Annotated in this window: 13 protein-coding genes; 12 read left to right on the top strand and 1 reads right to left on the bottom strand. The window is 49.2% G+C overall.

Features of this window, described 5'->3' with window-relative positions:
* Positions 1-7: 7 nt before the first annotated feature.
* The 10 genes from RGU75_RS10185 to RGU75_RS10230 all read left to right on the top strand — a co-directional run bounded on the left by RGU75_RS10185 (position 8) and on the right by RGU75_RS10230 (position 13,038).
* Positions 8-790, top strand: coding sequence for a Nif3-like dinuclear metal center hexameric protein (locus RGU75_RS10185; protein ID WP_322235552.1), 783 nt, complete (start codon positions 8-10; stop codon positions 788-790).
* A 62-nt stretch (positions 791-852) separates the two neighbouring features.
* Entirely contained in the window at positions 853-1,239 is a 387-nt protein-coding gene (locus RGU75_RS10190; protein ID WP_322235554.1) for an RNA-binding S4 domain-containing protein, read from the top strand.
* Between the two features lie 510 nt (positions 1,240-1,749).
* Positions 1,750-2,421: a TetR/AcrR family transcriptional regulator gene (locus RGU75_RS10195; RefSeq protein WP_322240411.1), complete on the top strand. Its 672-nt coding sequence runs from the start codon at positions 1,750-1,752 to the stop codon at positions 2,419-2,421.
* A gap of 25 nt (positions 2,422-2,446) precedes the next feature.
* A complete protein-coding gene (locus RGU75_RS10200) occupies positions 2,447-4,237 on the top strand; it encodes an acyl-CoA dehydrogenase C-terminal domain-containing protein (RefSeq protein WP_322235556.1) in 1,791 nt (596 codons plus the stop codon).
* Positions 4,238-4,320: 83 nt separating this feature from the next.
* On the top strand, positions 4,321-6,708 hold the full coding sequence (locus tag RGU75_RS10205) for a 3-hydroxyacyl-CoA dehydrogenase/enoyl-CoA hydratase family protein (RefSeq protein WP_322235558.1): 2,388 nt from the start codon (positions 4,321-4,323) through the stop codon (positions 6,706-6,708).
* A gap of 14 nt (positions 6,709-6,722) precedes the next feature.
* Positions 6,723-7,919: an acetyl-CoA C-acyltransferase gene (locus RGU75_RS10210; RefSeq protein WP_322235560.1), complete on the top strand. Its 1,197-nt coding sequence runs from the start codon at positions 6,723-6,725 to the stop codon at positions 7,917-7,919.
* 176 nt (positions 7,920-8,095) lie between these two features.
* A complete protein-coding gene (locus RGU75_RS10215; protein WP_322235562.1) occupies positions 8,096-8,860 on the top strand; it encodes an enoyl-CoA hydratase in 765 nt (254 codons plus the stop codon).
* 472 nt (positions 8,861-9,332) lie between these two features.
* Positions 9,333-10,892 carry a sugar ABC transporter ATP-binding protein gene (locus tag RGU75_RS10220; protein WP_322235564.1) on the top strand — a complete coding sequence of 520 codons (1,560 nt, stop codon included), beginning with the start codon at positions 9,333-9,335 and terminating at the stop codon, positions 10,890-10,892.
* A gap of 26 nt (positions 10,893-10,918) precedes the next feature.
* Positions 10,919-11,902 carry an ABC transporter permease gene (locus RGU75_RS10225; protein WP_322235565.1) on the top strand — a complete coding sequence of 328 codons (984 nt, stop codon included), beginning with the start codon at positions 10,919-10,921 and terminating at the stop codon, positions 11,900-11,902.
* Between the two features lie 182 nt (positions 11,903-12,084).
* Complete coding sequence (locus RGU75_RS10230; protein WP_322235567.1) at positions 12,085-13,038, top strand: ABC transporter substrate-binding protein; 954 nt, start codon at positions 12,085-12,087, stop codon at positions 13,036-13,038.
* On the opposite strand, the gene RGU75_RS10235 is transcribed toward RGU75_RS10230, so the two are convergent.
* On the bottom strand, positions 13,035-13,169 hold the full coding sequence (locus RGU75_RS10235; RefSeq protein ID WP_322235569.1) for a hypothetical protein: 135 nt from the start codon (positions 13,167-13,169) through the stop codon (positions 13,035-13,037). The genes RGU75_RS10230 and RGU75_RS10235 overlap by 4 nt on opposite strands.
* 96 nt (positions 13,170-13,265) lie before the next feature.
* Here RGU75_RS10235 and RGU75_RS10240 point away from each other — a divergent pair, with 96 nt between their 5' ends.
* Both RGU75_RS10240 and RGU75_RS10245 read left to right on the top strand, forming a co-directional pair.
* Entirely contained in the window at positions 13,266-14,276 is a 1,011-nt protein-coding gene (locus RGU75_RS10240; protein ID WP_322240413.1) for a zinc-binding alcohol dehydrogenase family protein, read from the top strand.
* Between the two features lie 257 nt (positions 14,277-14,533).
* Positions 14,534-15,430, top strand: a complete 897-nt coding sequence (locus tag RGU75_RS10245) for a GntR family transcriptional regulator (protein WP_322235571.1) — start codon at positions 14,534-14,536, stop codon at positions 15,428-15,430.
* Positions 15,431-15,548: the final 118 nt, after the last annotated feature.

Raw genomic sequence — 15,548 nt, forward strand, 5'->3', positions numbered from 1 at the left:
TCTGATAATGCATCAAAAGTTGGTGAGTAAAAAGCCGGTAAGCCGCGTGCAACTTGAAAAATATATGGCAGAAATGCTAAATATTACACAATACCGTGATTATTGCCCAAATGGCCTGCAGGTGGAAGGGCGCACTGACATATCCACACTGATTACTGGCGTCACCGCTAGTCAGGCTTTGCTTGAAGCAGCGCTTGAAGCCGGTGCTGATGCGATACTTGTGCACCACGGTTACTTCTGGCGAGGCGAGGACGCGCGGGTGATTGGGCCTAAACACAATAGACTGAAATTGCTTTTGACGCACGACATTAATCTATTTGCCTATCATTTGCCACTAGATGCACATGCGACATTGGGGAATAACGCGCAGTTGGCAAGCGAACTGGGACTGGTTGAAAATGGACGTTTTGGTGAGGATAACCTTGGCTGGCTGGGTTCCGTCGCTGATCCTGCGGTCCGGACAGTGGGTGATCTGGCGCAATTAATTGAGCGAAAACTGCGGCGTCAGCCAACGCTGATCGGTGACCCGTCGCAGCCGTTGGGGCAGATTGCCTGGTGTACCGGCGCGGCCCAAAATTTATTGGGTGCTGCGATTACGGCGGGTGCAAGCGTATATATGAGTGGTGAAATTTCGGAGCCGACCGTCCATTTGGCGCGTGAATCCGGCGTCGCCTATCTGGCCGCGGGACATCACGCCACCGAACGCTACGGCGTGCAAGCCTTGGGCCAGCACCTTGCGGAACACTTTGGCATGACGCATCAATTTATTGATATTGATAATCCAGTTTAAATATTCTGCTTAATCCGTTTAGTCGTCTTATTTGATTCCCTTAACGCTGTATCAGGGCTGGTATGCAAAATTTAGTAGAAACGGTACGCATCGATAAATGGTTGTGGGCGGCCCGATTTTTTAAGACCCGTTCACTCGCTACAGAGGCGGTTCTTACCGGCAAGGTCGCCCTGAACGGCGATCGGGTCAAGCCTGCGCACAATGTCAAAGTCGGTGATACGTTGGCTATCAACAATAGTGCCAACGAATGGGAGGTCGTCGTGCAGCGCCTCGCCGACGTGCGGGGATCGGCTGCGATCGCACAAACGTTGTATACGGAAACCGAACAAAGCCTCAAAAAACGCGAAGTTGTGGCAGAAGACCGAAAATACTTTCACGAGCCGACGATGCGCATAAAAGGACGCCCAACCAAGCGCGACCGGCGATTGATTGATAAAAATCAGACATGAAGTCCGAAGAAAAGCTAAATAATGAGCGGACTGGACGCCCCAAACGGACACCAGACCTGTTTTTTTTTGGCGATTTACCCATTTATTTTTAGAGCGCTTTGATGTTTTCGTGGCGCAATAAAATTGCTTTTATTTTAAGTAAATTGACTTGATTAAATTCAACAATAATGACTTATCACTGTCTTGGCAGAGGTAAAAGCGCATCACTAGAATTTGCCCTCTAACGTATGTCATAGGACTATTTTTGGTGCATAATAGAACGGTCGTTCGTATTATTTCTACGAGCAGATTATTAACTATTAGGACTTACGCAAAACCTTCCCAGCAATGGAATTGTCAAACCTGCCGACGACGTCGGTATGTTAGTTTTGGGCCGCCTAGGCCGGGCCGTGCAGGTCAGGCCTCGCCGGTGGCTAGAAGAGCACAACGCCGTTGGGGCGATTTTGCGTAAATCCTAAAAAAGATGGGAATACTGTGGGACATACAATCATGGGCACGCAAACTAAATTTATGCGAAAAGGCGAACTCACGCGCGTTGCCATTCTCGATGTAGCGCTTGATCTTGCCAGCCGCAATGGCCTGGAAGGGCTCACGATAGGTTTGCTGGCTGAAAAAATGAGCATGAGCAAGTCGGGTGTATTCGCGCATTTCGGCTCACGTGAAGATCTGCAAATTGAAGTCGTCAAACTTTACCATCGTCATTTTGAACAAGAAGTATTTTATCCAAGCATCAAGGAAGCACGCGGATTACCTCGCTTGCGCGGCATGTTTGCGCGTTGGATCAAACAAGTCACGATCGAGATTTCATCCGGCTGTATCTACATTAGCGGTGCAGTTGAATACGACGATCGTCCGGGACAAATCCGCGACCAATTAGTATCGATGGTCGATACCTGGCAAAAAGCTTTATGCCGTTGCGTGCGCCAGTCAATTGAATCACATCATCTGCGCACCGATACCGATGCCGACCAATTAGTCTATGAGATGTATGGCTTGATTTTGGGTTTACATCACGATGCCCGCTTTCTAAAAAAAGCTGGTAGCGAAGAACGTGCGCAAGCTGGCTTTGATCGCCTCATTCAAAGTTATCAAAGTAATCGCAGCAACATGCCAGAACAAAAAGACGCCAGCAACACGGTGTCAGCAAAAAATCTAACTTCGTCTGCGCATAAAGCAGTCTGACAAATTTAAATATCAGGAGAACACCATGGGTCAATACGTCGCGCCGCTGCGGGATATGCAATTCGTTATGCACGAGTTGTTACATGTCGAAGATGAACTGAAGCAGTTGCCGAAGCATGCGGAGATTGATGCGGATATCATCAATCAGATATTGGAAGAGGGCGGTAAATTTACGTCGCAGGTATTGTTTCCGCTAAACCATTCCGGTGACCGCGAAGGATGCGCGCACGATAAAGAACATAAAACTGTTACCACGCCAAAGGGCTTCAAAGAAGCTTATAAGCAATACGTTGAAGCCGGTTGGCCCGCGCTGTCGTGCGTGCCGGAATTTGGTGGCCAGGGTTTGCCGCTGGTGATGAATAATTCGTTTTACGAGATGATGAATTCTGCCAATCAAGCATGGACTATGTATCCTGGCTTGTCGCACGGCGCTTACGAGTGCTTACTTGAGCATGGAACGCCAGAACAAAAAGCGGTGTATCTGCCAAAGCTGGTATCAGGCGAATGGACCGGCACCATGTGTCTGACCGAATCGCATTGCGGCACAGATCTTGGCATGTTGCGCTCAAAAGCCGAGCCGCAGCCGGATGGTTCTTATCTGATTACGGGCAGCAAGATTTTTATCTCCGCTGGTGAACACGATATGGCCGACAACATCCTGCATTTGGTCCTGGCACGGTTGCCTGATGCGCCGCAAGGATCAAAAGGGATTTCGTTATTTTTGGTGCCGAAATTCTTGCCTAATGCAGATGGCACTCTCGGTGCACGTAATCCAATCACATGCGGTGCCATTGAAGAAAAAATGGGTATCCACGGCAATTCAACCTGCCAGATGAATCTGGATGGCGCGGCAGGCTGGATTATTGGCGGTCCGCATAAAGGCTTGAATGCGATGTTTGTGTTCATGAACGCGGCGCGTCTGGGTGTCGGCATGCAAGGTCTTGGTCTCACGGAAGTCGCTTATCAAAATGCCTTGGTCTACGCCAAAGACCGGATACAGATGCGTAGCTTGTCAGGTATCAAAGCGCCGGATAAAGCTGCCGATCCGATCATCGTGCATCCAGACGTGCGGCGCATGCTATTGACTGCCAAGGCCTACGCAGAAGGCGGCCGTGCATTCTGCACCTATGTTGCCTTGCAAATTGACAAGGAATTAAATCATCCCGACGAAGCGGTGCGTAAAGATGCGGCTGATGAGGTGGCATTGCTGACGCCAATCGTTAAAGCGTTTATCACGGACAACGCCTGGATCGCCACTTCAGAGTGTATGCAAGTCTATGGCGGCCATGGTTATATCGCTGAATGGGGCATGGAGCAATATGTGCGTGATGCCCGTATCAACATGATTTATGAAGGTACCAATACGATTCAGTCATTGGATTTGTTAGGCCGTAAAGTGTTGATGGATAACGGCGTCAAGTTGAAGAAATTCGGTGCCAAAGTGCAAGCTTTTATCGAAGAGAATGGCACGGACGAAGCCTTATCGGAGTTCATCACGCCGCTGGCCGATTTGGGTGATAAGGTCACTAAACTGACGATGGAAATCGGTATGAAGTCGTTCCAGAATAAAGACGAAGCCGGTGCCGCTGCGGTACCCTATTTGCGCGTAGTTGGTCATTTGGTGTATGCGTACTTCTTTGCACAGATGGCAAAAATAGCGTTGGAAAAGCAAGACAGTGGCGATACCTTTTACGTGTCTAAACTAGCAACGGCGCGCTTTTACTTTGCCCGTTTATTGCCAGAAACAGCCATGTTGATCCGCCAGGCACGCGCCGGTTCGGCTAGCCTTATGGCGTTGGATGCTGACCTGTTTTAAATTTTTTGCATAGCGGTTGGAAGCTTCCTCTATGCATTTTTCTGTATTTTTCGTACCAGAATTGTTAAATTAAGGAGACAACAGTGTCCAATTTTATCGTTAAAAAAGTCGCCGTTCTCGGTGCTGGCGTAATGGGTGCACAAATTGCTGCGCACTGTCTAAATGCCAAGGTGCCGGTCATTCTGTTTGATTTGCCAGCTAATGAAGGTCCGAAGAACGGGATCGTGCTGCGCGCCATCGAGAATTTGAAAAAACTCAGCCCCGCACCGTTAGGAAACAAAGACGATGCAGCGTTGATTGAGGTCGGCAACTACGAAGACAATCTGGCCTTACTTGGCGATTGCGATCTGATCATTGAAGCGATTGCCGAGCGCATGGACTGGAAGCACGATCTTTACAAAAAGGTCGCACCGCATATCGCGCCTAATGCTATTTTTGCCTCGAATACTTCTGGCCTGTCGATTACCGGATTATCCGAAGGTTTTGATGATGAATTGAAAGCGCGCTTTTGCGGTGTGCATTTTTTCAATCCCCCGCGCTACATGCATTTGGTTGAACTGATTCCTACCGCGTCGACGCGTCCGGAAATTTTGGATCAGCTAGAAGGCTTTCTGGCTACAACACTTGGTAAAGGTGTTGTACGCGCCAAAGATACGCCAAACTTCATCGCCAACCGTGTCGGCGTGTTCGGTATTTTGTCGACGGCGCATCAGGCCGAGAAATTTGGTCTGTCGGTCGATGTCGTCGATGATTTAACCGGCGCCAAATTAGGCCGCGCCAAGTCCGGCACGTTCCGCACCGCTGACGTCGTGGGTCTGGATACGATGGGACATGTCATCAAAACTATGCAAGATAGTTTGAAAGATGATCCATTTTACGGCGTCTATACAACCCCGCCATTGCTCTCCAAGTTGATTGGGCAAGGCGCATTGGGCCAAAAAACCGGTGCTGGATTCTATAAAAAAGTCGGCAAGGATATTTTGCGTATTGATGCTGCGACAGGTGACTATGTTGCTGGCGGCGGCAAGGCCGATGACTTGGTGGCCCGCATCCTGAAAGATAAAGATCCAGTTAAGCGTATGAAAGCATTGCGCGAATCGACTAACCCACAAGCGCAATTTCTATGGTCGATTTTTCGGGATGGCTTTCACTATATTGCCATTCATCTGGATGCGATTGCTGATAACGCACGCGATATCGATTTCGCGATGCGATGGGGTTTTGGCTGGAGTGTTGGCCCGTTTGAAATCTGGCAAGCTGCCGGCTGGCAACAAATTGCTGGATGGGTGAAGGAAGATATCGATGCGGGCAAAGCATTGTGCAACGCGCCATTACCGGCTTGGGTCTTCGATGGTCGCACTGGTGTGCACAGCGCTGATGGCTCTTATTCTCCAGCGAAGAAAGTCAACGTTGCACGATCTGATCTGGCGGTATATCAGCGGCAATTGTTCCGTGCTCCGTTGGTAGGTGAAGGTGTCGCTGCCGGTACTACTGCCGGTACGACTGTATTTGAAGATGAATCGGTCCGTCTCTGGCATCAAAACGACGAAGTCCTGATTATTTCGTTTAAGACTAAGTTGCATGTCATCGGACCGGGTGTTATTGCAGGTCTGAACATGGCCGTGACTGAAGCCGAAAAGAACTTCAAGGGCTTGGTGTTGTGGCACGCGGATGCCGCAAATGGCGGTGCGTTCTCCGCCGGCGCAGATTTACAATCGATGCTTCCCCTGTTTATGTCAGGCGGCGTCAAAGCCATTGAACCGATGGTCGCGCAGTTGCAGCAGGCTTTCATGGGCTTGAAGTATGCGAGCGTTCCGGTGGTTGCTGCGGTGGCTGGTTTGGCGTTGGGCGGTGGCTGCGAATTGGCCCTGCACGCAGCCAAGCGTGTTGCGGCTCTCGAATCCTACATCGGTCTCGTCGAAGTCGGCGTCGGTTTGATTCCAGCCGGTGGTGGTTTGAAAGAAGCAGCAGTGCGCGCAGCGCATGACGCCAGCGGCAACGACATTCTGCAATTTCTTAAGTCCTCATTCCTCAATGCAGCGACTGCGAACGTGTCGAAGTCGGCATTGGAAGCCAAGAAGATGGGCTATCTGAAGCCGAGCGATGTCATCGTTTTTAATACGTATGAATTACTGCATGTCGCCAAGGTTGAGGCCCGTGCGATGTTCGATGCTGGATATCGTCCGCCATTGAAAGCCCTGATTCCGGTCGTTGGTCGCAGCGGTATTGCAACCATCATGGCGCAACTGGTGAACATGCGCGATGGTGGTTTTATCTCGGCGCATGACTACAAGTTGGGTTGCATGGTGGCTGAAATTGTCTGCGGCGGGGAAGTCGAAGAAGGCAGTCTGGTGAACGAACAATGGCTGTTGGATCTTGAGCGCAAAGCCTTTATCGAACTGCTGAATCATCCAAAAACGCAGGAGCGCATCATGGGCATGCTGCAAACCGGCAAGCCGGTCCGCAACTAATAACGGAGATTTAAATGACTAAACAACTTCAAGACGCTTATATCGTTGCCGCGACCCGGACGCCAATCGGTAAAGCGCCCCGCGGCATGTTCAAGAACACCCGTCCCGACGACTTGTTGGTGCGTGTACTGCAATCAGTGATGGCGCAAGTGCCGGATCTGGATCCTAAACTAGTTGAAGATGCGATCATCGGCTGCTCGTTTCCTGAGGGCGCACAAGGCCTGAATATGGCGCGTAACGGCATATTGCTGGCTGGCTTGCCGAACACTATCGGTGGCGTCACCGTTAATCGCTATTGCGCCTCCGGCATTACTGCCATTGCAATGGCAGCCGACCGGATTCGTGTTGGCCAGGCCGATGTCATGATTGCTGGCGGTGCTGAGTCAATGTCGATGGTACCGATGATGGGCTTTCATCCATCGGTCAACATGAACGTCTTCAAGGACGAAAATATTGGCATGGCGTATGGCATGGGTCTGACGGCAGAGAACGTTGCGAAGCAATGGAAAGTCTCGCGCGAGTCGCAGGATGCATTTGCTTTGCTGTCGCATCAGAAAGCGATTGCCGCTCAATTGGCAGGTGAATTCGATGACGAGACGACCTCGGTTGATATCATTGAGCGCTTTCCAAATTTGGCAACCGGGCAGATTGATATCAGTACCCGCACGGTTAATCGTGACGAAGGTGCGCGTGCCGAATCGACCTTGGCAGCGTTAGCTAAATTGAAGCCGGTATTTTCGCCTAAAGGCAGCGTCACAGCTGGTAATAGTTCGCAGACCTCGGATGGTGCCGGTGCGTTGATTTTGGTCAGCGAAAAAATTCTCAAGCAATTTAATTTGACGCCGCTGGCACGTTTTGCCTCGTTTGCAGTTCGGGGCGTGCCGCCGGAAATCATGGGAATTGGTCCGAAAGAAGCGATACCGGCTGCGTTGCGCGCTGCGGGTATTACGCAAGACCAACTGGACTGGATTGAATTGAACGAAGCGTTTGCGGCGCAGGCATTGGCGGTGATTCAGGACCTTGGACTTGATCCGTCGAAGGTCAATCCGATGGGCGGCGCAATTGCTTTAGGCCATCCGCTTGGTGCCACCGGTGTGATTCGCGCCGCGACCACAATTCATGCGCTACGTCGCAAGAATCTGAAGTACGGCATGGTCACGATGTGTGTCGGGACCGGTATGGGTGCGGCGGGAATTTTCGAACGTATGTAAGAAGCGTTACTGCTTTGACGTTGATCACATTAAAAGCCGTACTGCTGTTGCTGTGCGGCTTTTTTATTTGGTAAACATTAAAACTTCTTAAACAATTTTTGGCTAATTTTCGAGATAATGCATTCGACGAGAACCAGCATAATCGATAGTTATATTTTGCCTTACAGGAGAATAAATTGGATATTTTGACGAGCAAAGAAAGTGGCATATTGACGATCACAATTAATCGTCTTGAGAAAAAAAATGCGCTGACCGCGGCGATGTATCAAACCATGGTCGATGCGATGAAAGATGGAGAAAGCGATGCGTCCGTGCGTGTGATTCTGTTCGTTGGACAGTCGCAAATATTTAGCGCAGGCAATGACATCGAAGACTTTTTGAAAAATCCGCCGAATAGTCAAAGCAGTCCGGTCTTTCAATTTTTATGGCAAATCAGCCATGCCAGCAAGCCTTTAGTTGCGGCAGTCGCTGGCGCCGCAGTTGGTATCGGTACCACCATGTTGTTGCATTGCGATCTGGTTTACGCATCAGACAATGCCCGATTCTCAATGCCTTTTAGCCAGCTTGGTTTATGTCCTGAGGCGGCATCGAGTTTGCTGCTTCCCCAACTCGCGGGTTATCAACGTGCGGCGGAAAAATTACTCCTCGGTGAAGCCTTCGATGTCACCGAAGCGCATGCCATGGGGTTGGTGAATAAAATATTGCCAGCAGAAGATTTGCTAGCCTTTGCCCACGCTCAGGCTGCGAAATTGGTGGCGTTGCCTGCCACCTCAATTCGCATCTCCAAGCAGTTGATGAAGGGTGCGCAAACAGCCGCGATTGAAGCCCAAATGACGCAGGAAATCGCCCATTTTGGCGTAATGCTGAAAGCGCCGGAAGCTAAGGAGGCGTTCACAGCATTCTTTGAAAAACGCCGCCCGGATTTCGGTCAGTTTAATTAACGCTAAGGTTCTCAGAAAACAGAAATGCCTTTGGTTCGGTGGTGTTCTGGTTTTAACCGGTCACCATTTCTACGCGATAGTCGAACAACATTTTCTGCAATGCAACATGAATGTTTGTTGACTTTGGTTTTTTGGTTCTATATATTTATAAAACCAAAAAAAGAAACTTCATTTTAAATGGCGTTTGCATTCTTTAAAAGAGGATCAAAAGCACATTTTTCATTTTTTTGGCAATTATTAACACCTTAAAGCGGATGTCAGTTTCACTGTGGATCCGCTATTTATTTCTCATTGGCGGTACATTAAACATATAAAACCGTGATTCATTCGTAATGAGGGCGGATTCAAATGCAGCGGTTGAGCCAACAAATTGCCCGGTAGCTGCGAACGTCAGCTGCGATAATTTAATTGCGTATGTTGCATATGCTGGGTAAAAAAAGCTGTTAAACCCTTTAGCGTTTCTGAGAAAAATATGCAGCAAGAAGACACTGTTGAATCAGTTCAACGATTGCCGACCGATCCTGCCGAGGCGATTATTGCGACGATTCTTTCGTTGAGAGACATCACTAAGCGATTTCCCGGCGTGCTGGCATTGGATCGTGTCAGTTTCGATTTGAAAAAGGGCGAGGCGCATGCGGTATGCGGTGAAAACGGTGCAGGAAAATCTACTCTGATGAAAGTCATCAGCGGAGTATTTCAAGCCGATGAAGGGACTATTCTTTATAAGGGTGAGGTGCGCCAGTTTGGATCTAGCGTAGAGGCGCAGGCCGTTGGTATTGCCATCATCCACCAGGAACTGAATTTGGTGCCGCAACTGTCGGTTGCGGAAAACATCTTCCTGGCGCGTGAGCCGAAGAAAGGTTGGTTCATCGACAAAGCTAAAATGTGCGCAGACGCGCAAATGTATCTTGATCGTCTTAAGTTGCAGGTTAAGCCAACTGATCTGGTGAAGTCGCTGTCAGTGGCGCAGCAACAAATGGTTGAGATTGCGAAGGCCTTGTCATTAAACGCGGAAGTCCTGATCATGGACGAGCCGACTTCTTCCCTGACCGAAAGCGAAACCGAGCAGCTTTTCAAGATCATCAACGATCTGAAAAGCAAAGGTGTGTCGATTATTTATATCTCGCACCGCCTCGATGAAATGCAACACATCATTGACCGGGTGACGATCATGCGGGACGGGAAATATGTTAGTACCGATGACTTTTCATCCATTAGCGTAGACCAGATAGTAACCAAAATGGTCGGCCGCTCGCTTGATAGCAAATTTCCCGAACGGACCTCCGTCCCCACCGAAGAGACATTACTTTCGGTCAAAGAATTGACCCGAAATGACGGCATTGGCCCAGTCAGTTTTACTCTGCGACGTGGCGAAATTTTAGGGTTCGCCGGGTTAATGGGTGCGGGTCGGACCGAAGTCGCACGTGCGATATTTGGCGCAGACCCGATTACTGGTGGGCAAATATTTTTAGGCGATAGCGAGGTGATGATCGATTCACCGATTGACGCCATCAAGCATGGGATTGCCTATCTTTCCGAAGACCGGAAAAAAGATGGACTATTAATAAAAATGTCGGTGGCGAGCAATATTTCATTGACTAATATTGATGCTGTTTCGGACCGATTTGGTTTCATACAGTTTGCGAAGGAAGAAACGATCGGTCAGGAATATGTGCGAGTTCTCGATATCAAAACGCCTTCATGCCATCAGATCGTAAAAAATCTCTCAGGTGGAAATCAACAAAAAGTCGCGATCAGCAAATGGCTTTTCCGCGGCTCGAAAATATTATTCTTTGACGAGCCAACACGTGGTATCGATGTCGGGGCCAAATTCGCGATTTACACATTACTCGATAAGCTTGCTGCCGACGGCATTGGCGTGGTGATGATCACGTCGGAGTTGCCGGAAATTCTCGGCATGACCGACCGTGTTGCAGTTTTTCATGAGGGAAAAATAGCGGCAATGTTGACTACAAAAAATACCTCTCAAGAAGAGATCATGCATCACGCATCCGGTCGATCCGGGATATAAAAATTAAAATAATCTGGAGACAAAGAATGAATGAAAAACAAAAAGATCTGGTCCAAAAGTTCGCCGCATTGGGCAGTTTATTGATTTTGTGCATTACGTTTTCGATGACTAGCAGTGCGTTCTTTTCGATGAGCAACGGGATGAGTGTTGCCTTACAAGTGACATCCATTGCGTATTTGGGTATCGGCGCGACCTGCGTGATCATTACCGGTGGTATCGATTTGAGCGTCGGCTCTGTGTTGGCATTGTCGGGCGTTGTCGCAGCGCTGGCGGTCAAGGCGGGCGTGGCGGTACCGTTGGGTATGTTTCTCGGAATCTTGGTTGGGGCGCTGTGTGGTGCGATAAACGGCTTCTTTATTACCAATCTAAAACTTCCTCCTTTTATTGCCACGCTTGGGATGATGTTGGTAGCGCGGGGTGTGGCATTGCAAATTACTGGCGCGCGTCCTGTCTCAGGGCTTGGTGACGCGTTCGGCGTCCTAGGAAACGGTGCATTGTTTCGGATCGTGAAGGAAACCACAAACGGGTTTCCTGATGTCGTGTTTCCCGGCATTCCTTATCCCGTCATCATCATGGTAGTTCTTGCGGTGCTGGTGTCAATTATGTTGAGCCGTACCACTTTCGGCAGACACATCTATGCGGTGGGATCAAATGCGGAGGCTGCACGTTTGTCTGGTGTCAACGTCGCCCGTGTCACTTTGTCGACTTATGTGATTTCGGGCGCGCTTGCGGGTCTTGCTGGCTGCGTACTGATGTCACGTCTGGTCACCGCACAGCCGAATGAAGGCGTCATGTATGAACTCGACGCAATTGCCAGCGCGGTCATTGGTGGCACGTCTCTAATTGGCGGTATCGGTACCATTTCGGGGACTGCAATTGGCGCTTTTGTCATCGGGATTTTACGTAACGGTTTGAACATGAATGGTGTTTCAAGCTTCGTCCAGCAAATCATTATTGGCGTAGTCATTCTGTTGACGGTCTGGATTGATCAGATGCGCAATCGCCGCTAGAACACTGCCTGATGCGGGACGACCGCTTTGGGCGTTGTAAATACGTAGTTTAATAAAATTGGACTCACGCCAAACCGTCCCAATAACGCGTGCCGACGAAGACAGTACGCTAGTACGGCTAGGAAAGCACAACGTAGTTGGGGCGATTTTGCGTAAGTCCTAAAATATAGAGGAGAACAAAGATGAATAACTTCAAGAAATTTTCTATCGGGCTATTGACCGCTACGCTGGCGTTTTCAATTCACTCAGCGCTTGCAGCCGGTGGAGAAATCGCGGTGATTGTGAAGTCGGCAAACTCCAATTACTGGCAGAACGTTCAAAAGGGCGCAGCAGCGGCGCTCAAGGACACCAAAGGTTACACAATGTCGTTTCAGGGACCGGCGTCGGAATCTGCGATTGCGGATGAAGTCAGCATGGTGGAGAACGCCGTGAACCGAAAAGTGGCCGGTATTGTGTTGGCCCCGTCAGATCCTGATGCGCTGATTCCGGCAATGAAGAAAGCCTGGGAAGCCAAAATTCCCGTGATCCTGATTGACTCTATGGTGTCGGATGGCGGCAAAAAATATTATCAGTCCTTCCTTTCCACGGATAACGATGCCGCTGGCGCGCTGTGTGCGAAAGAGTTGATCGCCAAAATTGGTACGACTGGCAAGATCGCGGTGATGTCGTATGTTGCGGGCGCTGGTTCAGAAATTGGTCGTGTCGGCGGCTTTAAAAAATATATTGCGGATAACTCCAAGCTGCACATTGTGAATACTTTCTATTCGCAATCGCAAATGGCGACCGCACTGAATCAAACCACTGATGTGCTGACTGCTAATCCTGATCTAAAGGGAATCTTTGGTGCCAACGAACCGACCGCAGTCGGCATGGCTCGCGCACTCAAGCAGTCGGGCAAAGCTGGGAAGGTCGTGGCAATTGGTTTTGATGGTAATCAAGATCTGCAAGAGTTTGTAAAAGATGGAACGATTGATGCGACGGCGGTGCAAGGTTCTTATCAAATGGGTGCGCTGGGAATCAAAACGTTGACCAGTGTGATCGAAGGAAAAACCGTGCCGAAGTTTGTCAATACCGGCGTTGTGATGGTAAGGAAGAAAAATATTGATCTTCCCGAAGCCAAGAATGTTTTGTATTAATTGCCGGACGCAAATAAAAAGGTCGTTAAAGCATCCTGTGAGTCATGGCGGAGGCGTTGCATATTGATGATGGATTTGCAGGCTTCCGCATGCAATGCGATACCAATCTCGCCATGGCTAAAACGACTCATGGATACTCTTTCGTTTCTTTTTTAAAAGAAATGGGAAGGGTATCCAGGTAGTACTCAGGAAATGCAGATTTCGTAATGAAAAGAGATAAATAAATGATGAAAACCCTTGTCTGTGAAAGCCCTGGCATCCTGCAAATGGTGCAAAGACCCATGCCACAACGTGGGCCGGACGAAGTGTTGATGCGTGTCAGGCGGGTCGGTATTTGCGGCACGGATATGCATATCTATCAGGGCACGCAACCCTATCTTGATTATCCAAGAGTGATGGGTCATGAATTGTCGGGGGAGGTTGTAGAAGCACCTTGCACGTCTGCGTTAAAGGCGGGTGATACCGTCTACGTCATGCCTTATATATCTTGTGGCATTTGCGTAGCTTGCAAAAAAGGTAAAACGAATTGCTGTACCAATATTCAGGTATTGGGCGTTCATCGCGATGGTGGCCTGACGGAGTATTTGTCGATTCCGTTGGCATTTGCTTTTAAGACAGACGGCATCTCGCTGGATGATGCTGCGATGATTGAATTTCTTGCGATTGGCGCGCACGCCGTGCGCCGTGCCGCGATTCAAGCGGGGCAGAAAGTGTTGATCACCGGAGCCGGACCTATTGGTATTGCCACGGCATTGTTTGCGCGTCTGCGCGGCGCAGAAGTGTGTGTATTGGATACGCGGATTGATCGACTTCAGTTTTGTCGTGATGCGATGCAAATTTCCCATACGGTTGAGGTCGGTGAGACGGATAAGTCGCAACTGGCTGCGATGACTAACCAAGATTTTTTTGATGTGGTATTCGATGCAACCGGCAATACGAAAGCAATGGAAAGAGGATTCGAATTTGTCGCTCATGGTGGAACCTATGTGCTGGTTTCGATTGTTCGCGGTGATATCTCGTTTTCCGATCCTGAATTTCATAAACGTGAAATGACATTGCTTGGCAGTCGTAACGCAACCATGGAAGATTTTAAAGAGGTTTTAAAAGCAATGCGTGCCGGCTTGGTACCGACAAAACTGCTGAATACCCATCGCACCACCATGGATGCGCTTCCTGTGGTTTTTTCGGAATGGCTTAAACCGTCGGCAGGCGTCATCAAAGCGATCGTTGAATGTTGAGCTGGTGAATGCGTCTAATACTGTCATTTGACACAAGCCGCTTTCAAATCGCCTTCTTTAGGCGCACGCTGATTGGTACAAAAGTGAAGTGCCAAAGCGTAGAAAAACGTTTCACGGCATCGCGACGGTGCGAGCCAATGTCAAGAGTTTAGCATCGTGAGGACTCGTTTTTTAATGGTAAAATACTATGCAATTATCTTCCCAACCTTCTGTGGTTTCGACTAAGCGCGACACTGCGACTGCACGGTCAATATCTCATGTCAAAACCGCCAACCATCTTCAAAAAAACGACCAACTTTCTGTTGGGGTTTATTGCGCAAAACATGACTGTGTCAGAGGTACTGCCTTCGGAGCAGTATCTGGCAACGGTATGTCACGCGAGCAGAACGGTGGTGCGCAGTGTGATTGCTTATTTGGACGAACGCAGATTAATCAACGGTTTAACCGACCGTCAGTTGATCAGGCTTCCAATCGAGGACGATTATTTCGATGTCTCGGAATTGCAATCAGGACTGGAACGTATCCAGCAAGTGATGATGGAGCGGGTCTTCCAGAAAGATATGCAGCCGGGAGCCGAATTTTCGGAAGCAGAACTAGCGCGAGAAGCGGGGACCAGCACCGTGAGCATTCGGGAGTTTTTGATCGGTTTTTCTCGCTTCGGGTTGATCGAAAAAAAGCCCCGTGGCGGTTGGCGGCTGTGTGCGTTCGATCTTTCATTTGCACGCGAACTGGCAGATATGCGTCAGATGTTCGAGGTGGCTGCGGTCGAACATTTCTGCAGCTTGCTACCGACCGATCCGGCCTACAAAGAACTCGATCGACTGATTGTCAAACACGCACAATTAGAGCCGAAAATGAAGACCCGATATGGCGAGTTTCCCGCACTCGATCGCGAGTTTCATACGTTCCTTATCGGTCTGTTGCGCAACCGGTTTGCGCAAGAATTCTACGATATTGTTTCTTTCGTTTTTCATTACCATTATCAATGGGACAAAGGCGAGGAAATGCAGCGCAACAGTTATGCCTTGAAAGAGCATCTGGCGATTCTGCATGCGCTTTCCGAGCGCAATCCGGAAAAGGCGCTCGACTGTATGCGCAGCCATTTGGATTCCTCTCGCACGTCCTTGATGAAATCAATCCGTACGCGAGGATAGGTTTTTCTGCAGACTTAAATCGCTTTATCACTTTCCGTGCCGGTGCAGATTGCTTTCTGCGTCGGCTTAACATCGCCCAACTATTTTCTTTTCAATTTAACTTGCTTAAGGGGAATGC

It is taken from the genome of Glaciimonas sp. CA11.2 (assembly GCF_034314045.1).
GTDB lineage: Bacteria > Pseudomonadota > Gammaproteobacteria > Burkholderiales > Burkholderiaceae_D > Glaciimonas.